The 25,500-nt window shown below is 29.8% G+C and carries 15 protein-coding genes; 12 read left to right on the top strand and 3 right to left on the bottom strand.

Annotation, left to right across the window (positions count from 1 at the left end; translation table 11 throughout):
- Window positions 1-57: 57 nt before the first annotated feature.
- Together O3801_RS02290 and O3801_RS02285 are read left to right on the top strand one after the other, a co-directional pair.
- Complete coding sequence (locus tag O3801_RS02290) at window positions 58-1,089, top strand: YSIRK-type signal peptide-containing protein (protein ID WP_371453945.1); 1,032 nt, start codon at window positions 58-60, stop codon at window positions 1,087-1,089.
- 316 nt (window positions 1,090-1,405) lie between these two features.
- Window positions 1,406-5,680, top strand: coding sequence for a pneumococcal-type histidine triad protein (locus O3801_RS02285; protein WP_371453944.1), 4,275 nt, complete (start codon window positions 1,406-1,408; stop codon window positions 5,678-5,680).
- A 156-nt stretch (window positions 5,681-5,836) separates the two neighbouring features.
- Here O3801_RS02285 and serS read toward each other — a convergent pair whose 3' ends face one another.
- Window positions 5,837-7,117, bottom strand: a complete 1,281-nt coding sequence (gene serS / locus O3801_RS02280; protein WP_004264136.1) for a serine--tRNA ligase — start codon at window positions 7,115-7,117, stop codon at window positions 5,837-5,839.
- A 325-nt stretch (window positions 7,118-7,442) separates the two neighbouring features.
- A complete protein-coding gene (locus O3801_RS02275) occupies window positions 7,443-11,045 on the bottom strand; it encodes a pneumococcal-type histidine triad protein (protein WP_371453943.1) in 3,603 nt (1,200 codons plus the stop codon).
- A 238-nt stretch (window positions 11,046-11,283) separates the two neighbouring features.
- Between O3801_RS02275 and O3801_RS02270 the strand changes: the two genes are divergently transcribed.
- The 6 genes from O3801_RS02270 (at window position 11,284) to O3801_RS02245 (ending at window position 17,625) form a co-directional block, all read left to right on the top strand.
- The gene (locus O3801_RS02270) at window positions 11,284-12,129 is read left to right on the top strand and encodes a sulfurtransferase (RefSeq protein WP_294683454.1); all 846 of its coding nucleotides are present in this window, start codon (window positions 11,284-11,286) and stop codon (window positions 12,127-12,129) included.
- Between the two features lie 26 nt (window positions 12,130-12,155).
- On the top strand, window positions 12,156-13,526 hold the full coding sequence (locus tag O3801_RS02265; RefSeq protein WP_371453942.1) for a sodium:solute symporter: 1,371 nt from the start codon (window positions 12,156-12,158) through the stop codon (window positions 13,524-13,526).
- A gap of 64 nt (window positions 13,527-13,590) precedes the next feature.
- Window positions 13,591-14,496, top strand: a complete 906-nt coding sequence (locus tag O3801_RS02260) for a metallophosphoesterase family protein (protein ID WP_371453941.1) — start codon at window positions 13,591-13,593, stop codon at window positions 14,494-14,496.
- 8 nt (window positions 14,497-14,504) lie between these two features.
- Window positions 14,505-15,056 carry a GNAT family N-acetyltransferase gene (locus tag O3801_RS02255; RefSeq protein WP_371453940.1) on the top strand — a complete coding sequence of 184 codons (552 nt, stop codon included), beginning with the start codon at window positions 14,505-14,507 and terminating at the stop codon, window positions 15,054-15,056.
- A gap of 114 nt (window positions 15,057-15,170) precedes the next feature.
- On the top strand, window positions 15,171-16,973 hold the full coding sequence (gene pepF / locus O3801_RS02250) for an oligoendopeptidase F (RefSeq protein WP_371453939.1): 1,803 nt from the start codon (window positions 15,171-15,173) through the stop codon (window positions 16,971-16,973).
- Between the two features lie 226 nt (window positions 16,974-17,199).
- Entirely contained in the window at window positions 17,200-17,625 is a 426-nt protein-coding gene (locus O3801_RS02245; RefSeq protein WP_371453938.1) for a hypothetical protein, read from the top strand.
- A 72-nt stretch (window positions 17,626-17,697) separates the two neighbouring features.
- On the opposite strand, the gene O3801_RS02240 is transcribed toward O3801_RS02245, so the two are convergent.
- Window positions 17,698-18,528, bottom strand: a complete 831-nt coding sequence (locus O3801_RS02240; RefSeq protein ID WP_371453937.1) for a metallophosphoesterase — start codon at window positions 18,526-18,528, stop codon at window positions 17,698-17,700.
- A gap of 122 nt (window positions 18,529-18,650) precedes the next feature.
- On the opposite strand from O3801_RS02240, the gene O3801_RS02235 reads away from it, so the two are divergent.
- The 4 genes from O3801_RS02235 (at window position 18,651) to O3801_RS02220 (ending at window position 25,451) form a co-directional block, all read left to right on the top strand.
- A complete protein-coding gene (locus O3801_RS02235; RefSeq protein ID WP_371453936.1) occupies window positions 18,651-22,304 on the top strand; it encodes a UvrD-helicase domain-containing protein in 3,654 nt (1,217 codons plus the stop codon).
- 99 nt (window positions 22,305-22,403) lie between these two features.
- Window positions 22,404-23,219 carry a 6-phosphogluconolactonase gene (locus O3801_RS02230; protein ID WP_371453935.1) on the top strand — a complete coding sequence of 272 codons (816 nt, stop codon included), beginning with the start codon at window positions 22,404-22,406 and terminating at the stop codon, window positions 23,217-23,219.
- A gap of 5 nt (window positions 23,220-23,224) precedes the next feature.
- Complete coding sequence (locus O3801_RS02225; protein WP_371453934.1) at window positions 23,225-24,553, top strand: hypothetical protein; 1,329 nt, start codon at window positions 23,225-23,227, stop codon at window positions 24,551-24,553.
- A gap of 10 nt (window positions 24,554-24,563) precedes the next feature.
- Window positions 24,564-25,451 (top strand): DMT family transporter, encoded by an 888-nt coding sequence (locus O3801_RS02220; RefSeq protein ID WP_371453933.1) that lies wholly within the window; start codon window positions 24,564-24,566, stop codon window positions 25,449-25,451.
- Window positions 25,452-25,500: the final 49 nt, after the last annotated feature.

The raw sequence follows: 25,500 nt of genomic DNA, 5'->3' as shown, positions 1-25,500 counted from the left end.
TTCGAAATCACGATTTTTGAGTCACTCCCATTGATTATTTAAGATAAGGAGAAAGCAGTGGAGAATAAAAAATATTCTATAAGAAAAGTGTCAGCTGGAATAATCAGTATTGTTATAGGAATTAGCACAATGAATATAGGTGTGGCTAATGCACAAGAGTCTGATAATAAGGTTGTTATAAATGAAAATGGAGTAATTCCAGAGGTTGAGCCAATTCCACCAGAGAATGTAATTGAAGATTCAAAAAGAAAGCCACCATCAAAATCAGAGGAAAAACCAGCTCCAAAACCTGTAGAAAAGACGTCGGAAAAACCAACAGAGAAGCCAATAGAAAAGCCGTCGGAAAAACCAACAGAGAAGCCAACAGAAAAACCGTCGGAAAAACCACCTGTTAAACTAACAGAGAAGCCGTCGGAAAAACCAACAGAGAAGCCATCAATAAAACCATCTTCTAGAATGGAAACTAGAAATGATGTATTAGTAGCGAATTTATCTGGTCGTAAAATTAAGGTTTCTTTTAAAAAAGATAGTATCTCTGCAGAAAAATTGTTTGTGGAACCATTAAATGATAATGATTTAAACAAGACTATCAAGAATAAACTAGGTAGCGACTATAAAATTATTGAAACATTTGAGATTCATTTTGAGAAAGATTATAAAAAAGTAGATAGTAATATAGAGAGAACTGTAACAGTTGCAGTTGTAAAAAAAGAAAATACTGATTTAGAAGTTTATCATATATCTGATGAAAATAATCTTGAAAAAATAGCTAGTAGATATAATGCGGGTGAGTTGCAATTTGATATAAATCATTTTAGTAAATTTACTATAGTAGAACGTATAAAAATAGGAACGAAGGATTTAGAGGAAAGAGCTCAAATAGTAATTCCAGAAAAGATTGAAAATAAAGAAAAAATAGAAAATAAAGAAAAAGAAGATGATGAATTACCTAAAACAAAGAGTATTAAAGATGAGAAACAATTAAAAATACTTCCTAAGACGGGTATATCTGGAAATTCATCTATTTTTACAGGATTTATTTTAATAATTGTAGCTAGTATTATAAGAAAAAAGAAAAATTATATATAGCTAAATAAACATAAAAAAACATATGGATATCATACTGTATTATGCAGTTGGTATCCATTTTTTTGTTTTTTCAGATTAAATTTATAAGCCTATTCTTATTAATAAGATTTTAGTAAATTGATAATAAATATAATTTTCAAAATAGCCATAATCATTAAAGTATATTATATCAAAGTTACATTTTCTAAATAAGAAAAAAATACAAAAACATTAATTTTAAAAGTAGTAAATCGTAAAGATAACTATTTACAAAATGTACTAAACATGTTATAATAAATCGAAATTATTACGAATTATAAAATTAAGGAGAAAATATATGAATAAAAAAAATATGATTATTACTAGTGCCTGTGGCTCATTAGTAATTGGGCTATCAGTATTTTCTGGATATGAGTATAGAAAGCTTCATGAATATGAAACTGCACCACTAGTACAAAATACAGCACAAGCAAAAAAAATTAATTACTCTGACAAAGTTAGCTCAGTAGTTGTAAGTGAAATTACTGAAGATGGTTATGTAACGCTTCATGGTGACCATAGCCACTATGAAAAAGGATTAGTACCTTATAACGCGAAAATTCTTGATTCATTAGTTTATAAAAACAAAGACTATAAACTAAAAAATGAAGATATTCAGTACGAACTTGCAGAAGGTTATGTTATAAAAGTCAACGGTAAATATTACTACTATCCGAAAGAAGGTATTACTCAAAATAATGTTGTTGACGAAAGTACTGGAAAAGAAATTTCAGCACACGCACATCACCATCATCACCATGGAGAAACTAGTGAATCTAAAGGAAATGGAGATAACTACACATTTAATCCAAAAGATATCGTAAGTGAGACTCAAGATGGTTACGTAGTTCGCCATGGAGATCACTTCCACTATATTAAGAAAAGTGAGTTATCAAGTTCACAATTATCACAAGCAAAAGAAGCTGGAGTTAATCCTTCTTTATCATCATCAGCGGCAGGAGTAACAACTCCAACGAGTGATGGTTATATCTTTAAAGGTGAGAGTGATATTATAGGAAGAAACAGTTTTGGTTTTATAGTTCAACACGGAAGTCACCAACATATTATCCCATATTCACAGTTAAGAGGGACACAATGGGAATATTTATTAAATGATCAAGGAACTACAAATAATAACACTAATACAACAGTAGTAAACACTCCAAAAACTAATATAGTAAATGACAATCATCATGAACAATCAGAATATGGAGATAATTATAAATTTGACCCAAAAGATATCGTTAGTGAAGATGAAAATGGATATACTGTTCGCCATGGAGATCATTTCCACTACATTCCAAAGAATAAAGTAGAGAAACCTGCTGAAACAGTTAAACCAACTCCGGCTATTCCAACTCCAACCCTACCAGAAGTGAATAAAGTAGAGAAACCTGCTGAAACAGTTAAACCAACTCCAGCTATCCCAACTCCAACCTTACCTGAAGTGAATAAAGTAGAGAAACCTACTGATGCTGTCAAACCAGCTCCAGTTATTCCTACTCCTTCTTTACCTGAAGTGAATAAAGTAGAAAAACCTACTGAAGCTGCCAAACCAGCTCCAGCTATTCCTACTCCTCCTTTACCTGAGGTTAAAAATGAAGAAAAACCAAAAGTAGAGGAGCCAGTTGTAAGACCTAGCATTTTATCATTTGCTGGTGTTCAATTCGAAACTAGTGATGGATTCAAACTGTCTGAAGATAGTTTGAAAACACCAACTTCAACAGGAATTCTTGTAGCTCATAGTGGACATCAACACTTTATATTTTACAGACAATTGGTTAATTCTAAGTGGGAAAAACTTATTCCATATCAATATCTTAACCAAGCTAAAGAAGAGTACAACAAGTTAGAAAAAGAAGTTAATGAGAAGATTGATTATCTTTCTAAGAAACATAATTTAGGTAAAGAAAAATTCAGTTATGTAAGTACTTCTAATGGAGATGCAATATCTTATGATGGAAAAATAGAATTGTTAAAAGATATTAATGTTAATGAAAAAATAGAAAATAATAATAATTCAGAAAGTAATACTACTTCTAATGTTGAGGGAAATAATCAAGAAAACATTAGTGAAGAAAAAGAAATTGAAGAAAAAATCGATTATGTTGCTAAACAATTAAATATAGATAAAAGTTCTATAAAAGTAATTGAAACAGCAGAAGGTAAGGCACTGGTATATCCACATGGGGATCATAGCCATACTATATTGGTTAAAGACGTAGATAAAACAAAACCTTTGGCAGATCCACATAGTAATTCGGGAGCAGAGACACTGAAAAAATTAGGATTTGATGATGACATTATCCATGATATTCAACACGCATCAGCAGACACTGATTTTCCTGTACACGAGACAAATGTAGAAAAAATGAAAGAGTGGTTGAAAACTGTTAAGTATCTAAACATAGGTCAAAATAAAGATCCACTTAAAAGAAATGGATTGGATCTTATGCCAAATATTGAAGTTCTAGGTATTGGATATACTTCTATCGATGACATTACACCTGTTTATAAATTCAAAAAATTGAAACAATTATACGTATCAAGAACAGGTATTAAAGATTATTCATTTATAAAGAATATACCAACATTAGAAGGGATAGATTTCTCTGAAAATGATATACAAGATATTTCATTCTTAAAGGATTATCCAAATTTAAAATTGGTATCTGCTGCAGGAAATAATATTGAAAATATTGATGTACTAAAAAATCTTACTAACTTAGAGTCGTTAAACTTAGATAATAATAAGATTAAAGATATTTCAGCTCTAAAAGATTTAAATCACTTAAGAGCAGTTAGCCTTGAAAATAATAATATTACAAAATTAGATGCATTGAGTAACAAAAATGAATTAGAACGTTTATTCTTATCTAACAACAGTGGATTAGAATTGTCGACTTTAAAAAATGATAATTTAGAACAGCTGACGGTGAATAATACTAATATAAGGGACTTGAGTGTTGTTTCAAATTTACCGAAGTTGAAAAAAATAGTGGCAAATGATAATAAAATAACAACATTATCTCATTTGAAAAATGCTAAAGTTTTAGAAAGTGTAGAAGTTAATAATAATAAAATTGATAGTTTAGATTTTGAAAACAGTACAATTACAAGTCTAGAAATTAAAAACAATAAACTAGAGGATATTAACAATGTTTATAAACTAACTGGGCTTGAGAATCTAGATGCCAGTGGAAATAAAATTAGTGAGTTTCCATCTAATAAACAAAATAAATTGATTAACTTAACGGTTAATAACAATGTTATTAGAACAATGGAAAATGTAAATAATCTTACAGCGCTAAAATACTTAACAATGTCAAATAACTATGTATCTACATTAGCATTAAAAGAAAAAAATAAAACTTTAGAATACCTAGATATAAGTCATAATACTATTTCAAAAGAAGAGTTAGAAATTCCAAGTGATGGAAATATTCCAAAAGGAATAATGAGTAATTTTGAAAAAGTCGAAGGTGGAGATATAAAAGAAAATTATACTTTATCTGCAGACTATATTACAGATCAGGCAGAAAAACTACAGGAAGAGATATTAAAACTTAAAGATGAGAAAAAATTAGCCCCAGAAGTTGCTGATGAATTAAAACAAAAAGCGCGTATTATTTATCTTGATATGTCTTACAGTGTAGATCAAAGTAGAAATAAACAAATTGATTTAGAAAAACAATTGAATGAAATAAGAAAACAAGTTAAAGAAAATCTAGTTGAACCAACTAATGAGATAGCTAATAAAGAAAATTCAGTTACTGAGTCACCTAATACAGAAGCTGAGCATGCTTCAGAAGTAGCAAATCATAATGAAGTAGAAGAACATGATTTTGTATTCGATGTGAATAATATTGTTAGTGAAGAAGGAGATGGCTATATTGTAAAACATGGTGATCATAATCACTTCGTTAAAAAATCTGATTTATCAGCTGAACAACTAGAAGAAGCAAAAGAATTTTTGGCTAAGAAAGGTGAAGCAACAACAACTGAAGACAAAGCAACATTAGACAGCAAGAAAAATTATATTTCACTATTCTATGGAATAAATGTGAGTGATATTTCAGTTGAGAGTAACACGTTAGTATTTAACTATAACGGAGTAGTTAAACGTATTGCGCTTAGTAATATAACTGTTCCAACGATGAGCTCAGATTTAGAAGGAGATTTTGAAAAAGAAATAACAGCATTGGCAAGCAGTATGAATACAACAGTTGAGCATATTCAGGTGCAAGATGGACAAATGATAGTAAATCATGGTGATCATAACCATTATTATCCAATTAAGAGTCCTGGATGGAGATTATATAATCAAAACAAAATACCTTATATAGAGATTCCTAAAGTAAATGGGAATATTGATGAAGCTGTAGTCAATAGTAGGTTAACAGAATTAGAAAATAAAGCCCAGACTGTACTTGTTAATAATCCAGCTAAATTAAGAAAAGTACTAAATTGGTTGAATAACTTTAGGGATGTTAGTTTAGCCTGGCATGTTACAGCAACAGATGGTTATTTACAAGCACTAGATAAGTTTGAAAAAACTCAAATAGATATATAGTCTATATTATATCGTAAAAAGTAGTGAATTGAGAGGAGGGAACCTTAATTCACTACTTTTTATACTTTGATAGAATAAAAAATGCCAAGAGAGGATTGTTAGACTCTCTTGGCATTTATCATGAAAAGAAAAACTATATTTTAAAAGGATAGAAAACTAGTCTCTTTCAATTTTAGTGATTCCGCGCATGTATGGACGAAGAACTTCTGGTACTGTGATAGAACCATCTTCATTTTGATAGTTTTCAATTATAGCAGCTAGACAGCGTCCTACCGCTAATCCAGAACCGTTTAATGTGTGAAGGAATTCAACTTTTCCAGTATCTTCACGTTTGAAACGCATGTTTGCACGACGCGCTTGGAAATCTGTACAGTTTGAACAAGAACTGATTTCTTTATAAGCGTTATAACTTGGTAACCAAACTTCGATATCATAAGTTTTAGCACTAGAGAATCCTGTATCTCCAGAACATAGAGTAATTACACGATATGGTAAGTTTAATTTTTTAAGGATATTTTCAGCATGTCCAGTCATAATTTCTAATTGTTCATATGAATTTTCAGGTTTAGCGAAACGTACCATTTCTACTTTATTGAATTGGTGAAGACGGATTAATCCACGAGTATCACGACCAGCACTTCCTGCTTCAGATCTGAAACAGATACTGAATGCTGTAACACCTTTTGGTAACATATCTTCAGTTAAGATTTCTCCATTGTAGTAGTTTGTTAATGGAACTTCTGCTGTAGGAATAAGAGTTAATCCTTCAGATTCGACTGTATATACATCTTCAACGAATTTAGGGAATTGACCTGTACCAAATAGAGCAGTTCTATTAACTAATTGAGGTACCATGAATTCTTCGTATCCATGTTCAACAACGTGAGTATCAATCATAAAGTTGATTAATGCACGTTCAAGAAGAGCTCCAGCTTTTTTGTAGTACACGAATCTACTTCCAGAGATTTTAGCTGCACGTTCAAAATCAGCAATATCTAATTCTTCAACTAAATCCCAGTGGGCTTTTGGTTCGAAGTCAAATTCTCTTACTTGTCCGATACGACGAACTTCGATGTTTTCGTCTTCATCTTCACCGATAGGAGTCTCATCAGAGATAAGGTTAGGTATTCTAATAATTTTTTCGTTAATTTCTTCAGCGATTTGTTTAACTTCAATATCACGAGTTGTAATTTCATCAGAAACGTGTTTCATATCTGCAATTACATCTGAAGCATCTTCACGTTTTCTTTTTAAGATAGCAATCTCTTCACTTTTTTTGTTACGAAGTGCTTTTAGATCTTCTACTTGAACAAGTAGTTCACGACGTTTTTTATCTAAGTCGATAAGTAGGTCAACTACATCTGTTTCTAAGTTTCTTGCTGCTAATTTTTCTTTTACCATTTCAGGATTTGCTCTGAATAATTTAATATCTAACATAATTGTATGCTCCTTCTAAATAATTTATTTTGATTGAATTTTATAAGTAAAATAAAAAATCCCTTACGTCAAAGACGCAAGGGACGATTAATTTCTATACCGTGGTTCCACCCAAATTCAATCTAAAAGATTCTTGAAATTTAATTTGATATTATTTATAGTAGAATTTTAAAATAAACAATAAGTACTTTCAGCATCTGTACTCTCTCTGGGAATGTTCTTAGATTAAAACATGTCTATAATCAAATTTTATATATTTATTTAACCTAATTTTACTCTATTTTTAGCTTTTTTGTCAAGTCTTTTTAGATTATTTTTCTTTTGTTTAGTTGTTGGCTGTTTCTTCCTTCGCTGTAGTGCTGTTAGAAGTATCTTCTTTTGTTGTTGTGTTGTTAGAAGTTTCTTCTTTTCCTGTGTTGTTTTTTGGCTCTACTGTAGTTGTATTACTATTGCTATTAGAAACTTCGTTTTCTGAGTTAAGAGTCGTACTATTTTCGTTTTCTGTTGAAGATTCTTTTGGCTTAGCACTTGCTAATAATGCAGCTAGTAATCTATCGATATCATTAATTAATATCGTTTCAGCTTTTCCACCAAGTGTGAAGTTCACCGCTTTTCCATATGGTGTTTCAATAATATTTAATGAATCTGGAGATAGTTTAAAGATTCCTGCTAGTAAGTTTACTTTTGCAGTTTCTTCTGGAGTAAGTTCTACTTTTTTATTATCTGTCGTATTATTATCTTCTTTAGGTGTACTCACTTCATTGTTTGGTTGATTTCCAGAGTTACTGTCATTATTTGTTTTATTGTCTTTTTCTTCTTCTGGTTTTACTTCAGTTGTTGGAGTAGTAGATTCAGTTTTTTCGGTTGTTTTATTTGCATATTTTTCAAAATCTGCTTTGTCATATTTGGCATTAGAGAATTCGATTGGGAATGAAGGATCGTTAGCTTCTTTAGCGAATTGATCAGCTGAAGAGCGAAGTGTTGCACCATCACTGTCAGTCTCATTTAATTTATTATATTTTTCACCGAATTCAACTTTTGAACTTTCATTGTGTTCTAGTGCGTAGTGAAGAGCATTTTTGGCATTAATAAGTCTTGTAACAAGTGTTCTCATCGGTGTTCTAGTGATGAATGCTTGAGATTCATAAGAATCTTTTATAAGTGAAGCAAGTTCTTCACGTAGTTGGTTATCGATCTTATCACTATCTATATTTTCTAAGAAATATTTGATGTAACTTACAGTTGTAATACTTTCACGATCTTCGAATTTTTGAAGTTCATCTAACATATGACTAACTTTGTTTAGTGTATTTGCATCTTTATTTGAGCTAGCTTCATTTAACTCATTAGTTAAGTCAGTTTTTGAAAGTCCATATTTTTCAATATCAGCATCTTTGATTCTATTTAGTAGAGTATTATATTTTTTAACTAATTCATCATTTTTAGTAGTATCCGCGTTAGCTTCTTCTTGGATGTATTTTTTGTCAAAATTATTTAACATTTCAAGATATCCGTTAGTAGAGTTAGTTGGTAATTCTTCTATTGTTGCACGTAATTGATCAAGTGCACGATTTACACGGTTTGCTTGTTTTTTATCGCTGCTATGTTTAGCAAGGTTATTAGCTTTAAGTTCCTCGATACGTTTGAATACAGCTTCTTTATCGAAGTCTCCCGCAACATAGTTTCCTGTGATATTAGGAATTCTATTTTTGTAATAGATGTCTGCTCCTTTAGATAAAATTTTAACAAAGTGATCATGATCTCCATGAGGAATTACAAATTTATCCCCGTCACGTTTGATTTTATCTGCAGGAATACCTGTACGTTTTGATAAAGCAAGTAATTCATTTTCAAAATCCACTTCATCATCACCTGTAACCTCCGGAATATGGAATTTCTCGCGAGGAATTAAATATGGGTGAATATGTGTTGGATCGTAAGCGTGAGCTGGTTCATTAAATACGAAGAAATCTTTTGTTACTTTAACAGCTTCTTTTGGTACTCCGTAAACTTCAGCAATATAATTTATTTGTTTTTGGATTTCTTCAGTTATTGTAACATCAGTTTCATCAATATGAATTGCATTTAATAATACAGTGTGACTATGATCACCATGAGGGTAAGTTAATGCTTGACCATTTTCAGTTTCCACTAATTTAATAAGCTTAGGATCAATTCCTAGTATTTTAGCCAAGTGATTAATTTTCTTAGTCACTTCTTCAGAATAATTTTCTTTATTTTCTTTTTCTGTATTATTTTCTACTTTGTTGTTTTCTGCTGGCTTTTCAGTAGGTGCTTCGGTTACATCGTTAACATTAATATCATCTAATAATGTTGTTTTACCATCATATGAAAGGGCATCCCCTTTTGCCGTAGAAACATATTTAATTGTATTTTTATCTATGTTATTTTTACTTGATAAGTAATTAACTTTTTCAGTTACTTTATCTTCTAATTCCTTATATTCTTTTTTAGCTTGTTCTAAATATTTTTCAGGAATTAATTTTTCAAATTTAGAATTTACTAACTGTTTATAGTATACAAAGTGTTGGTGTCCATTATGATCAACCACTAGTCCTAATGAAGTAGGGGTACCAACAGTATTTTCATTTAAAACAAAACCATCGCTAGTCTTAAATTGAACTCCAGCAAATGATAAAACGCTAGGTCTTACAACTGGCTCTTCTACTTTTGGTTTTTCTTCATTTTTAACCTCAGGTAAAGAAGGAGTAGGGATAACTGGAGCTGGTTTGACAGCATCAGTAGGTTTCTCTACTTTATTCACTTCAGGTAAAGTTGGTGTAGGAATAACTGGTGTAGGTTTGACTATTTCAACAACTTTTTCTACCCTAGGTAAAGAAGGAGTAGGAATAGCTGGTACAGGTTTGTCAGTTTCAGCAGGTGTCTCTACTTTATTTTTTGGAATGTAGTGGAAGTGATCTCCGTGACGTACTGTATATCCATTTTCATCTTCACTTACGATATCTTTTGGATTAAATTTATAATCATCTCCATGATCTGATGAATGTTCATGATGATTGTCATTTACTGTATTAGTTCTTGGAGTGTTTACTACTGTTGTATTAGTGTTATTAGTTGTAGTTCCTTGATCATTTAATAAATATTCCCATTGTGTTCCTCTCAACTGTGAATATGGGATAATATGTTGGTGACTTCCGTGTTGAACTATGAAGCCAAAACTGTTTCTTCCTATAATATCACTCTCACCTTTAAAGATATAACCATCACTCGTTGGAGTTGTTACTCCTGCTGCTGATGATGCTAAAGAAGGATTAACTCCAGATTCTTTTGCTTGTGATAATTGAGAAGCTGATAACTCACTTTTCTTAATATAGTGGAAGTGATCTCCATGGCGAACTACGTAACCATCTTGAGTCTCACTTACGATATCTTTTGGATTAAATGTGTAGTTATCTCCACTTCCTTTAGATTCGCTAGATTCTCCATGGTGATGATGGTGATGTGCGTGTGCTGAAATTTCTTTTCCAGTACTTTCGTCAACAACATTATTTTGAGTAATACCTTCTTTAGGATAGTAGTAATATTTACCGTTGATTTTTATAACATAACCTTCTGCAAGTTCATACTGAATATCTTCATTTTTTAGTTTATAGTCTTTGTTTTTATAAACTAATGAATCAAGAATTTTAGCGTTATAAGGTACTAGTCCTTTTTCATAATGACTGTGATCACCATGAAGCGTTACATAACCATCTTCAGTAATTTCACTTACAACTACTGAACTAACTTTGTCCGAGTAATTAATTTTTTTTGCTTGTGCTGTATTTTGTACTAGTGGTGCAGTTTCATATGCTTGGTGTTTTCCGTATTCGTATCCTGCAAATGCAGATAATCCAATTACTAATGAACCGCAGGCACCGGTAATAATCATTTTTTTCTTGTTCATTCTATTTTCTCCTTAATCATTCAATTCAAAACAATTCCGATTTATTATATCATGATTGTTTAGAGTTGTAAATAGTTATGTTTACGATTTGAAGAAAAAAATATTGCTGATATATTTGTATAGACTTGGTTATTTTAAAAATGTAATAATTTTATGATATTTAGAAAGCGAAATTATATTTTTTAACTAAAAGCTGTGTTATAATGAATGATAGTATAGTCAGAAAGGAGGGACAGTTATGACACAATTTGATTTTAAAAAGTTGGTTGATGCAGAGTATTTATTAAATAATAGAACAAATAACAATGTAGTTGTGATAGATGCACGTGGAGGAATGCTTGAAGAAGGTTCTTTAATGTATGACAAAGCAATCGTTGTTGATTGGACTGATATAAGTTTACTTGGAGAATTTGGTGGAGAGGAACTAGGGAAATTATTATCTAAAGAGAATTATCAACAAATTTTTTCTAAACTAGGAATTACCGATGAATCTGAAGTACTAGTATATGGTTTTACTATGCCTGAACAAGGATTTGGAGATGAAGCAAGAGTTCTGTATACATTTAGCTATGCAGGATTTGATAATGTTAAATTTATAGATGGTGGATATAAACAAGTCGAAAAATTAGGATTTAATAAAAATTATGAACCATCAACTGACAGAATTGATGTTAGCGATGTAGTTCGTAGCGAAGCGACTCAAAATGATAAAGCTATTTATACAGACGAATTATTATCAAGAATAGGTAATACAGATGTTCAAATTATTGATACTAGATTAGAAGTTGAATATAATGGTCGTGTAATATATGGAGAGAATAAAGCAGGTCATGTTCCTGGTGCAATTTCACTTCCATTTAATACGTTAGTTGATAGTAATGGATTCTTAAAATCTAGAGAAGAATTAGAAAAATATGTAGCTGACAAAGGTTTGGATAAAAATAAACTACAGATTACTTATTGTACTACTGGAGTTCGTGCTTCGTACGTTGCGGTAATATTAGAAGAGTTAGGTTTTAAAGTACGAAACTATGAACCTTCATTCGCAAGATACGCTAATGTTGGTGAAGTAGTATTAGATTAAAATAATAAGGAGAAATATTATAGAAAATGAATGATATGACAGGATATCTATTTTGGGGATTTTTAATTGTTTATGGAGTGGTAATGTTTTTATTATCACCTAAGAAAGTAACAGAAGCAGGATTCTTTAGAGGTGACGGTAACAGAGGTGAAAAGCCTACTGAAATGATGCTTATGTTAAGTATTTTTATAAGTTGGATTTTTGCTAAATCTGTAACTAATGCTGCAAACTTAGGTGCTCAATATGGATTTGTAGGTGGATTAGCTTATGCAACATATTGGCTTTGTATTCCTACTTGTGGTTTAGCAATTTATAGATTAAGAACAAAGTACCAAGCAAAAGGATTAGTAAGTTTCTTAACTTCTAATTATGGGAAAGCAGCTTCTGTTGCATTTTCAGCAGCTATACTTATTCGTTTATTTAATGAAGTATGGAGTAATACTTCTGTAGTAGGTGGGTATTATGGAAAAGCAGGTAGTAAAGAGTTTATTATTTCTGCAATTCTATTTACTGCTATTACTTTAGGGTATACTGTACTTGGTGGATTAAGAAGTTCTATCGTAACTGATGTTATCCAAGCTGTTATTTTTATCTTCTTTGTTGGTTGGGTAGTAACATTAATTTTACCACAGCACAACATTAGTGATTTTGTAACATCAGGAAATTGGGCGATGAACGCAGGTGTAGATATGTTACTTGTAACAATTCTACAATTATTCAGTTATCCATTCCACGATCCAGTATTAACAGATAGAGGGTTTATCGCTAGTGAGAAGACTATGCTTCGTGCATTTTTCGTATCTGGTATTTTAGGATTCTTCTCTATTTTAATCTTTAGTTTCATTGGAATTCATGCGAAATTAATCGGAATGGAAGTAAGTAGTAACGTTCCGGCAGCTTTAGGTAAGACTTTAGGAGTCGTAGGGTATTTTGCAATGATAGTAGTAATGGTATCGGCAGCAGGTTCTACTCTTGACTCTACATTTGCAAGTTTAGGGAAGTTAACTGCTAAGGACTTACCAGAAATGTCTAATAGAGGATTAAAAAATCCGAAGAAAGTGGCTATTTTATTTATGATTGCATTTGCTATTATAGGTAATCTTCCAATGATTATGGGAACAGATATTCTTAAAGCTACAACGATTAGTGGAACAATGGTAATTGGATTAGCACCGATTTTCTTACTACACGGTTTTGTTAAACCAACAAAATTAGGATTCCACTTAAGTTTTTGGATTGGAATTATTCTAGGAATACTATTAACTATTAATTTAATTCCTACTAGTTGGGCTATTGGTACAGGTAAGAATGCATTACTATTAGGAGTTAATTTATACGGATTAATTTTATGTACTATTGGTTATGTAGTGCCAGGAATGTTCGCAAAAAATAAATAAATATAATATAATAAAAGTAAAGACTGTAGGTCTTTACTTTTATTTTAATTTTGGAGAGAGTTATATGGAAAAAGGTAGAAATTGTTCATTAGAGTATATTCTTAGGAAGGATTGGACAAAAAAAATTAAAAAATTGGAAGAAGAAGTAGTCTATATAGTTGGAGGATTATATGGAAATAGATATGCTTTAGAGATTATCAATAAAATGGCACAGGATGAAAATGCGAAAGTAGTTTTTAATGGTGATATGCATTGGTTTGATATCGAAAAAGAAGATTTTTTAAAGGTTGAGGAGTTATCTAAAGACAGTATAAAACTTTTAGGAAATGTTGAATTTGAATTATTAAATGATACTTCATCTTTAGGATGCGGTTGTAATTATCCTGAAGACGTTAGTGATGGAGTAGTAGAACGATCAAATATTATTCATAACATGATGAAAGAAAATATTAAAGGTGATGATATTCTTAATGATATAAAAGAACGTTCAAAAACCTTAGTTTTAGATTTTTTAGGTAAAAAAATTGCTATTACCCATGGTGATGAAAAAAGCATGTCAGGCTGGGAATGTTCAAATGATAATTTAAAATTAGAATCTAGAAAGAAAGAGTTAGATAGTTGGTTTAAAGAAAATAACATAGATATACTAGCAACAACACATACGTGCTTACCAGCAGTCTATGATAATGGAAAAAATATTGTTATTAATAATGGAGCAGCTGGAATGGCGAATATCCAAGGGCAAACATATGGCTTAATTACTAGAATAGCTAAAAGTAGCCATGAAAAAGCGATATATTCAGAATTTAGAGATGGACTGTATGTTGAATTGGTTAAAGTTGATTTTGATATTGAAAAATTTAAGTTATGGTTTGAAAAAATATGGCCAGATAGCACACCAGCGAGTATTTCTTATAAAAATCGTATTATGAACGGAACGTCATTAGAGATAGAAGATATTATTGTATAGGAGGGCTCATGATTAGAAAAGCAACAAAGGATGATTTTAAAGTATTAGATGGATTATTTGAATTTATAAAATCATTAGAGATAGATATCTTAAAAGATTATTCAGAAGAGAAGGTTTTAAAGATTTTAAAATATGTATTTTTATCTGAATATGACAGATTTAGTTATAAAAATTGTACAGTATTTGAGAGTAATGGAGAGATTAAAGGATTCTCTTTTACATATCATTACGATGAAGTCAAAAAAATGAAAGAATTTTGGTATGACGAAGTTGTAAGTAATTTTAATCTGAAGAAAGATTCGATGATTTTTGATTATGATGAAGTATTGGTTGGAGAATTCTATTTAGATACATTATTTGTTTTTTCTCATGCTAGAGGAGAAGGTATTGGTAATAAGCTATTAACAGAATTTGTTAAAAGTGGCTATCCTAAGTTAAGTTTAAATGTTGCCCAGTCAAATGATAGAGCGAGAAAACTATATGAAAGTTATGGATTCAGAAAAAATTGTGAAATCTTTATAGGGCATGAAAATTATGACCATTTGATAAGGAAAAATTAAATTATTCATCAGTTATTTTCAGAAAATTTAAGGTAGTTATTTAAATATATATTACCAAATTACTAAAATATATGCTATAATAAAATTTATGTATTAGACATAAGGAGAAAAAATATGGTTGAATTACTAAGAAAAGATCAAAAAGTTGAAAATACTTGGGACTTAGAATCGATTTTTGAAACGAATGAAGATTTTTGGAACCAATTTAAAGAAGTTGAAAAACTTGTCCCAGAAATAAAACAATATAGAGGAAAAGTTAAAGAAGGAGCAAAAGGATTATTAGAAGTTTTTAAAGCAGAAGAAGATATGTCTTTAAAAATGGAACAATTAACTATTTATGCTTTTCTAAGAAAAGATCAGGATAGTACAAATGCAGAATATGGTGAAATATATGCTAAAACTATGAATTTAAATTCTAAGTTTGATTCTGAGTGGTCATTTTTAAAACCGGAACTTCTTTCTATTGAAGAGGATGTACTTTCAGGATATGTAGAGGAATTAGAAGAATTAAAAGTTTATAAGTTTAAATTAGAGAAATTAAATAAAAAACGTCCTCATACATTAGATGCAGAACAAGAAAGAATTATCGCGATGGCTGGAGAAGCTCTAAATGCAAGTGATGAAACTTTCTCAGCGTTAAATAATGCTGATGTTGAATTTGAACAAGTAGAAGATAAAGATGGAAATAAACATACTTTAACTCATGGAACTTATGGAACTTATATGGAAAGTACGGATAGAGTCCTTAGAAAAAATACATTCCATGCTTTATATAATTATTTTAAAAAACATAATAATACATTAGCTTCTACATTGGGTGGAAACTTAAAAAGAAAAAAATATTATGCAGATGTTTATAAATATTCATCAACAAGAAATAATGCATTATCTAATAACTTAATTCCTGAAGAAGTTTATGATAATTTAGTATCGGTAGTAAATCAAAAAATCCCTGCTTTACAAAGATACTACAACTTACATAAACGAGCAAAAGGTTTTGAAGACTTTAGATTATACGATAGATCAGTATCGATGGTAAAAGGAGAGCCATTAAAATTCACATTTGAAGAGGCTCGTGATATTGTACTTGAAGCGGTTAAACCTATGGGTGAAGAATACGTTAACGATATGAGAAAAGCATTCACAGAACGTTGGATTGATGTTTATCCAAATAAAGGTAAACGTTCTGGTGCATATTCATGGGGTGGTTATACTACAAAACCATTTGTACTATTAAACTTTGATGGAACATTAAATGACGTATATACTTTAATTCATGAACTTGGACACTCTATGCACTCATTCTATACTAGGAAAAACCAACCATATGTTTATGGAGATTATTCAATCTTTGTCGCTGAGGTTGCATCAACTTGTAATGAGGCATTATTAACTGAGTACCTTTATAATAAATTTGAAAAAGAAGGTAACAAAAATGGAATGCTACGTGTACTTAATCAGGCATTAAGCGGCTTTACAGCTACAGTATATAGACAAACTCAATTTGCTGAATTTGAGCACACTATAAACCAACACCTTCAAAATGGAGGGGCTCTTACAGCTGAATATTTAAATACTGAATACTTCAACTTAATTAAGAAATACTACGGTGATGTATTTACTTATGATGAAGATATCAAATATGAATGGTCTAGAGTGCCGCACTTCTATTATAATTACTATGTATACCAATATGCGACTGGTTACTCAGCAGCCCAAGCTTTATCTAAACTAATCTTAAAAGACAGTAAAAATGCAAAAGTTTATATTGATGAGTTCCTTTCAAAAGGATGCTCTAATTATCCAATTGAGGTGCTGAAAAATGCGGGTGTAGATATGTCTAAACCTGAGCCAATTGAATTAGCTCTTCAAGACTTTGAAGAAAAAATAGAAAAATTTGAAAAATTATATTTTTAATAATTAAAGAATCACTTGTATAGTTAAATAGGCTATACAGGTGATTTTTTATAATTATCTATAAATTTAAAGAATATTAAAATTATAAAAATAAACATCTTATTTTCTTTATAAAAAGTGATTTTAAAGGTTTCTGTTTACGTAAAAAAACAAATTTTTATTGATATAATTATAGAGTAGCAGTATAATATATTTGAAAAAATTATTTGTAAAGGAGATTTTTAATATGAAATCTAAAAAATTATTACTAACAGCTTTAGTAGCACTTGCTGTTCCATTTGGAACACTTTCAGGAGGATTTGTAAAAGCTGATGAACCATCAAAAGCATCAGAAGATGCAGCTAGTGATGCGTGGGAAAAAGCAGCAAATGAAAATATTAAACCAGTAACTCAGCCAGGAGTGACTCCACAAGCTCATCCAACTTGGAATACTGAGACACGAGAAGAAGCTAAAAAGAATGAGGATGAATATGCAAGAAAAGTGCAAGCTGAATATGATAAATTAACTGCAATTCATTCAAATGGAGATGCCCTGGTTAATCACAAACCAGAGTATAAACTTCCAGCTGCTGGACAAACACCTAAAAAACAAGCAAATCCTATGAATAAAAATGTTAAAAAAGCATTGCCAAAAACTTCAGCTGTAAAATAATATAATTAAATTACCGACTCTAAAAAGAAAGAATCGATTTCTAACTTTTTGAGTCGGTATATTATATATATTCTATTTTTTTAATGTTGCTAAAACCAACTCTATTCTATTATTAATCCTAATAGGGAATGAACTGTTACCAAGGCCTTGAGAAACAATTATAGTTGAATCTTCTAGAACATAGTTACCATTAGTATATTTAGGAAAGAAGCCTTGACTTGGAGAGAAAATACCACCTACAAATGGCACTCTCCATTGACCACCATGAGCATGCCCTGAAAAAATAAGCTCGTATTTTAAATCTGCGTAAATTGGAAATTTCTCAGGTCTATGTGATAAAAGTATATTAAAGTGATTTGGAGAATAAAGTTCTTCTAGAGTTTTTATGAAGTTTGCTCTATGATTTAAGTTATCTTCATTTTTAAAGAAATTGTAATCCTCAACTCCAACCAAATTAATGCTTTCATTATTTTTTGTAATAAGTAGATTACTATTGTTCATATATGTAATATTAAGTTTTTTCATTATATTTATAAGTTGCTCGTATTCTTCAGGAAGTCTTAATTCGTGGTTTCCTGAGACAAAATAGCACGGAGCTATTATTGCTAATTGACTTAAAATATTATAAGCAATATCCATATCATTATTATAGCTATCTAAAACATCTCCAGTTATAACTATTATATCTGGATTGAAATCTTTAATTTTTTTTATAAATGATAGATCGCTATGTCCGACTCTATCACAGTGAATATCGCTGACTTGAGCAATTTTATAATTGTCAAAAGCTTGAGGTAGTTTATCAAACTTAAGAGTAGTTTTTCTTACTTTTAATTTTTTATTTTGTCTTATTATTGAACTAGCCACAAAAATCGGAGCTAGTGCTAAAAGTTTTCGATTCATTACATTTCACCTTTAAAATATTTTAGTAATAAACATAATAGTATTTTAAAATATTATACCATAAAGCTTAAAGTATGTTAAAATATATAGTGATAATTAATGTAAAATTAGAGGATAATTATATGATAAAAATTGAGAAGATTGATAAAATAGCCGGTTCTAGAAAGCATTCTTATTCAGCTCCGCAATGGCAAGCAATAGCTATCACCGGTGCTGATATTCTTGTTGCGGCAGCAGCAGGAAGTGGTAAAACTGAGGTGCTTTCTGAGAGAATTGCAAGAAAGGTAGCTTCTAATAGATGGGATGTAGATCGTCTATTAGTACTGACATTCACAACTGCTGCAGCGAAAAACATGATTGTAAGAATTGAGAATAAAATCAGTGAACGATTACTATCTACTAATAAGGAAGAAGATTTAGTATACTTAAGAAAACAAAGAATGTTAATGAATGATGCTTATATAAGTACTATCGATAGTTTTTGTTTAAATGTATTAAAGAAATTTTATTATCTAGTTGAAGAGAAGATCGATAATGAAACTAAATATTTATCACCTAATTTTAGTATACTTGCGAATAGCAGGGGATTATTGAATGAAACGGTAGGAAATGTTCTTGAACAATTAGTACAGGAAGATTCTAAAATAACTGATTTATTATTTACAGTATTTGGCTCTAAGCAGAATATTAGTTCTTATATTATTGATTTATACTATAAACTTTTAAATATCCCAAACTTCCAAAATTATCTAGAGGAAGGTTTCACAAAACTAAATGATTTAGTAACTAACAATTTTGAAGTTGAGGAAAATTGTATAATAGATAAGTTTAATAAAGTTAGTGAGTTAACTCAAACTAAAGATATTGCTACTGCGATAGATTTTTGTAATTATGTACAACAGTATTTAATAAATAGTAAGAAGGATAGTTTATTAGATATACTGTCTTTAGTAAATTTAGATGAAACGAAAAAAGAAAAGCTTGCAAAGTATGTAGATGAAGATGAGGTTTCTATAAAGAGTACTCAAGAACAACTTGAAGAGCTTAAGGAACTTATAAGTAAGCTTAATACACAGTTAGAGATAGAAGATAATATTTATGATGCGGGACTATTAAGTGGAGTTCATGAAGTTCTTGTTGACTATTTAAATTATTTTAAAGTTTTAGAAAAAATGAATTTATTAGCTAAGTCGATAACAAGTGTATTGACGAAACTGCACAATAATTTCATAAAAAGAAAACGCGAGAATAACTTTTTAGACTTTTCTGATTTAAACCACCTGGCTATAAAGGCATTAACTAGAGAAGAAAATGGAGAAATTGTACCTAGTGAAGCGGCTCAGTATTATAAAAATTATTTCTTAGAAATATATGTTGATGAGTATCAAGATAATAATAACCTTCAAGAATATATCTTAAATCTAATTAGAGGAGAAGGTGTGTATTTCTTCAGGGTAGGGGATGTAAAACAAGCAATCTATGGGTTTAGAGGATCAAATCCTGATTTATTCGAACAGAAATATAATAGTTATAATAAATTAGAAATCGATGACTATTCTGTAAATCAAGAATATTCTTTCGAAGATGATTCTGAAGGTATCTGTGTAGTTCTAAAAGAAAACTTTAGAAGTGATATTAATATATTAAAATCTAGTAATTATATTTTTAATAGACTTATGGGGAACAAAAATGCCGGGGTAAGTTATGGAGAAGATAGTGCACTATATTATCCAAAGGCAAAAGAAAGTGAGAATTCTAAAATTACACCAACTAGGTTAATTAATGGTAAGACTAACTATTTTACAGGTGAAGATTTAGAAGATAAAAAATCTTTTAGAGAACAATCTATAGAGAATATTGCTTATGAAATATTATTAGGTATCAAAAATGGCAAAAAGTATAGTGATTATGCTATTTTAGTTAGAAATAGTACAAAAATGTCTAGTTTTAAAGAAGTTTTTGCTAAATACAATATACCGTTATTCTTTAAGGAAAAGGTAGGGTTCACTGAATCTAATTCATTTAACATTTTGTATAATATTCTTAGATTTTTAGATAATACGAATAGAGATGCTAGTTTACTTGCAATTTTACATACTGAGATATTTGATTATAGTAATGATGAATTATTAAAATTATCCATAACAAAAGGGAGAAACCTTTTTGAAAAATTAAAAAATAGTGAAAAGAAAAAAGATTATAACACTGTAAATATATTAAATAAATGGTTGAATTTTAGTTTGAATAACTCATTACCGAGTCTATTAGAATGTATAGCTACTGATATAGATTTTAAAAATTATTTAGTAACAATTGATGTAAATGATGAAGAATTAGATTATTATGAGAACTTTATAGATATTGTTAATGATTATCAAAATATAGATAATAAATTGAGTGGCTTGGTAAATCAATTAAAAACTATTAAAAATGATGAGGTATTTGAAACGAAAAAACGTACCCCGAATGATAGTGTAACATTATCTACTATTCACATTTCAAAAGGTTTAGAATATAAGATAGTATTCGTAGCTGATTTAGATACTTCATTTAGTAAAAGAGGTTACACAGGTGAATTATTATTCACAGAAATCTTTGGATTAAGTATAAATGCAGAAGAGTTAGGTCAAAAGTTTGGTTTGATTTCTAGTAATATAGAAAAATTAAATCAGTTGTATAAATATAATAGTGTCTTAATAAAATTACGAGAAAGAGAAGAAGAAGTACGTAATTTATATGTAGCATTAACACGTGCTGAGAATGCGCTACACCTTGTAAGCCCAAATGGAATACAATTAAATAACGAGAATGCTAAAGATAAACCGTTATATCAAGCACTTTTTGAGGATGATAATTTTGAGAAAATCTTAAATAATCTGCTAAGCGATTATGGTAAAGAGTTTATTTTTGAAAATGAAAGAGATGCATTATTTGAAATGTATAAGAGTAATTCTACCCCAGATGAGGAAGAAGCGAGTACGGAATTTGATTTGCAAGATTTCTATAAACAATTCGAGAGTAAGAATAAGAAAGAAACTATTCAAAATAATAATGATGTAAGGGAAGAGAATAAGAACAAAGTATTTCCTGCGAAAACTTCATATAGTGCTTTGAAAAAAATTAATTCTAAAGATATTGAATTAAATAGAAAAAAAGAAAAACGAGGGTACTTAGAATTAACTACATTAAAAAAATCAACATCTACTAGCAAGGCAATTTTAAGAGGGAATATCATTCATAAACTTTTTGAGAAGATAGTTAATGATACAAGAGCAGGAGTAGAAATTTCTGATGTAGCGTATTACATCAATAGTTTAAAGAAAACAGATAATTTACTACAAAACATTAAAGAACGAAGAATATTATCACAAGAAGAATTTGATAATATTAATAATAATGATGATCTAGAGAAAATTTCTAACTTTATTAATAGCGAGTTAATAAAAATAGTATCCGAGAGCGAATTTTGTCAAACAGAGATAGCGTTCACTACTGCTAAAAAAGCAAAAGAATTGTATGATGGAAGTGAAAGTGATATTGATGTAATTTTACAAGGGGTTGTTGATTTATTCATTAAAATTTCTGATGATACAGCGATTATCGTAGATTATAAAACGGATCATGTGACTAGTAAAAACGGAGAAGAAATCCTACGAGATAGACACAAAGAACAACTTAGAATTTATAAAGAAGCGGTAGAAGATTACTATAAATTAGATAATATAAAAACATATGTTTATTCGTATGTATTATCTAGTTTGATTGAGATTGAATAGAGTAGATTTGTATAGAATCATTAAAGAGTTAGCACGTTGTTAGTAATGTCTAATTGTGGTATAATAAGAACTGATTTATTATAATTCGGAGGTGAAATCGTGAAATATATAGTTTGTAATAGTGAAACAGCAGTTTTAAATAGAATGTATGATGAATTTGAAAAAAACTTAGAAGATGGTGCAGTAATCTGTTTACCGGAAAATATTATAAATACTCAATTTACGAATAGAATGATAGATGATAATCAGACAGGAAAATATCGTTATAAACATGTAATAATGTTAGGACAACGTGAATTTGCTGATATTGATATTGAAGAAAAATTTGGACTATATAGATATGCTAGACATGAGCTATTTAAGAAATTAGATGTCGAGACTAAGAATATCTATTATCCTCAAACATTGAATAGCAATGATTGTGAAGAGGACTTAAATACATATAAAGAAGTATTATCTGACAATCCTATAGATGTTGCAGTAGTTTTCTTAGGATCTGATGGAGGAATACTCGATTATCGTTTTGCAGATGAAGTAAACAAAAATCTTCACATTGTGGAATTCTCTGATGAGGAGAAATCACAACTTCAGAATGCTGGAATGGAAATTGATGGCAATAAATTAATTAGTATAGGTTATGAAAATCTAATGGCAGCTAGAAATTTATTTGTGGTTGTATTAGGAAGTGATAAGAGAAAATATATTGAGGAATTATTCGAAAATGAAGATTCTGACCAAAAAACTATCTTATCGATATTAAATGACCATAAGAATCTATTTATTTTTACTGACAAAGAGGCGAGTTATAAGTCTGAAGAAGAGGTAAATAGACTTATTAAACAAAGACAAAAAAGACTAGAAATTAAAGAACGTGAAGAAAAACTACAAAATGAGGAGAAAAAAAAGGATAGGTAATATGTATGAATGATTATCAGAAAATTATAGATTATGATTTTAGTGATACAGTTCTAGATGATAAGCTTGTTGTGAAATTCAAATTGAAAAAAACTTTTACTGAAGATCAGTTTATCAGTCTTTTTACTCCTAAAAAAGGTGAGAGATTTATTATAAGAACACCTGATACTAAAACATCTATAATTGGAATAGGTTATGAAGCAACATGGTTATTAGACTCTAATGATTTCTTAACAAGTTTTGATAATAGTAGTGTTTTATCTGGGTTCGAAGAGTTAAAAGCACAGGTGAGTGCTATAGAGATAGATGAACATGATTGTGAGTACTTCGGTATTTACGGTGGAATTTCTGACGGTAATAATAAAAACAGCCAAGAGTGGGTAGACTTTAGTGATACGTCATTCGTTGTACCAGGAATACTGGCAGTATTTAAAGGTGATGATGTTTATATTACATTGTTCTTTAATATGAAAGAAGAAAAAGAATTTTCTGAATTATGGGCAGAGAGAATTTCGTTCTTAAAAAAACTTGATGATAAAAATGAAATATCTAGTGAACCGCAGATTAATGTCGTTAGAGAAATTTATCCAGAGCTTTGGCAAGAAAATATTAGGAAAGCCCTTCTTCAAATAGAAAAAGAAGAATTAAAACGAATAGTTTTATCAAGAAAAAATTTAATATTATTAGAAAATAATACTTCATTAGGAGCAATAACTAAGTATCTTCTAAGTAAAAATAGATATTTTATTGCATTCGAATCGAAGAAAAGTTTATTTATAACAACTAATCCACTTATTTCCCTGGATTATACTGAAAATGATTTAAAAGCACATCTTTATTTGAAGAAAGAAAACTTATTTAATAATGATTATTCAATTATGTTTGATGAAAAAGAAATAATTCAAGAATACAAAGAGGATTTTGAATCACATTATGAGACTGAGTTTAATGTATATGACGATAAAACTCTAATGGGGAAAAAATTAGATGTATTTTCTGTTTTAAATTCTAAAGTAGAAGATTCTCAAAAAGCGATAAAAGCTCTTAGTCTTTTATATCCTATGCCTATAATAAAAGGATATCCAGAAAGCGTAGCGAAGAAATTTTTTAATGAAAATTATAATGTGGGTTATGGTTTTTGGTATTCACCTTTCGGGTATATTACTAATGATTTAGATGCTAAGTTTTATACATGTGGAAATATGATGGTAGCTCAAAATAATATGATTACATTATTTACAAGTATATTATTATCAAAAGATGAGAAATACGATGAGGTAATAGAAAAATCTAATAAGATAGTTAGTTCTAGCCTAAAACTATTCGATCATTAGGAGAGTAATTATGGGACAAAGTACGATGAAAAAAGGTATACTCTTTACCTTACTTGGGGCTACATGTTGGGGATTATCAGGAGTATTAGGGGAATATTTACTAAATATATCGAAAATAGATCCTGTTTGGATAATAGCTAATAGATTATTTTTTTCTGGAATCGTAATGGTAGCTATGTTATTCCTTAAAGATAAAAACAACTTAGTAAGAGTATTTTCAGATAAGAAAGATATTTTAAAACTACTAAATTTCTCATTTTTTGGTCTGTTAATCTGCCAGGGGACATTCTTCTTAACAATTAAGTATACAAATGCAGGGATGGCAACGGTTATACAGTATATTGGTCCAGTAATAATAATGTTATACTATTGTGTTATAGGTAGAAGATGGCCTCTTCCGAGAGAAGTTATTGCAATAGTAGTTTCACTATTTGGAACGGTGTTAATAGCAACCCATTTTGATTTTAGTAAACTAAATATTTCTACATTAGGATTATTCTGGGGATTACTTTCTGCATTTGGTCTTGCTAGTTATAATATTTTTTCAATCAGTCTAACTACAAAATACGGTGTAATGCCTATAATGGCTTGGGGGCTATTATTTTCTGGTATTGTAGCATACTTCTTAACAGGTAGTTATTATATTCCGGATAATTTTAAATTGATTGATTTAATATGTATGTCAGGAGTAATTATAGTTGGTACAATTTTATCATTTTCTACATATCTAGAAGGTGTTAGGTTGATTGGTGCAGTCACAGGAAGTATTATCGGATGCTTTGAACCGATTGCAGCTATAATGTTCTCATTCCTGTTATTGGGCACGACATTTGGAACGATAGATTTAATTGGGGCAGGTTTTATTCTATCAGCAGTAATTGTACTAAGTAAGAGATAAGTAAAAAAATAAGAGTTTAAGATATTTGATGAACCGAACGGGGGTAACT

It is taken from the genome of Gemella sp. 27098_8_149 (assembly GCF_041433745.1).
GTDB lineage: Bacteria > Bacillota > Bacilli > Staphylococcales > Gemellaceae > Gemella.
This window is presented reverse-complemented; position numbering and strand designations above follow the sequence as displayed.

What these genes read in the sequence shown, in the direction of transcription:
- O3801_RS02285 (WP_371453944.1), top strand. Translation starts at nt 1,406, where the DNA reads ATGAATAAAAAAAATATGATTATTACTAGTGCCTGTGGCTCATTAGTA.
- serS (WP_004264136.1), bottom strand. Translation starts at nt 7,117, where the DNA reads ATGTTAGATATTAAATTATTCAGAGCAAATCCTGAAATGGTAAAAGAA.
- O3801_RS02275 (WP_371453943.1), bottom strand. Translation starts at nt 11,045, where the DNA reads ATGAACAAGAAAAAAATGATTATTACCGGTGCCTGCGGTTCATTAGTA.
- O3801_RS02270 (WP_294683454.1), top strand. Translation starts at nt 11,284, where the DNA reads ATGACACAATTTGATTTTAAAAAGTTGGTTGATGCAGAGTATTTATTA.
- O3801_RS02265 (WP_371453942.1), top strand. Translation starts at nt 12,156, where the DNA reads ATGAATGATATGACAGGATATCTATTTTGGGGATTTTTAATTGTTTAT.
- O3801_RS02260 (WP_371453941.1), top strand. Translation starts at nt 13,591, where the DNA reads ATGGAAAAAGGTAGAAATTGTTCATTAGAGTATATTCTTAGGAAGGAT.
- O3801_RS02255 (WP_371453940.1), top strand. Translation starts at nt 14,505, where the DNA reads ATGATTAGAAAAGCAACAAAGGATGATTTTAAAGTATTAGATGGATTA.
- pepF (WP_371453939.1), top strand. Translation starts at nt 15,171, where the DNA reads ATGGTTGAATTACTAAGAAAAGATCAAAAAGTTGAAAATACTTGGGAC.
- O3801_RS02245 (WP_371453938.1), top strand. Translation starts at nt 17,200, where the DNA reads ATGAAATCTAAAAAATTATTACTAACAGCTTTAGTAGCACTTGCTGTT.
- O3801_RS02240 (WP_371453937.1), bottom strand. Translation starts at nt 18,528, where the DNA reads ATGAATCGAAAACTTTTAGCACTAGCTCCGATTTTTGTGGCTAGTTCA.
- O3801_RS02235 (WP_371453936.1), top strand. Translation starts at nt 18,651, where the DNA reads ATGATAAAAATTGAGAAGATTGATAAAATAGCCGGTTCTAGAAAGCAT.
- O3801_RS02225 (WP_371453934.1), top strand. Translation starts at nt 23,225, where the DNA reads ATGAATGATTATCAGAAAATTATAGATTATGATTTTAGTGATACAGTT.
- O3801_RS02220 (WP_371453933.1), top strand. Translation starts at nt 24,564, where the DNA reads ATGGGACAAAGTACGATGAAAAAAGGTATACTCTTTACCTTACTTGGG.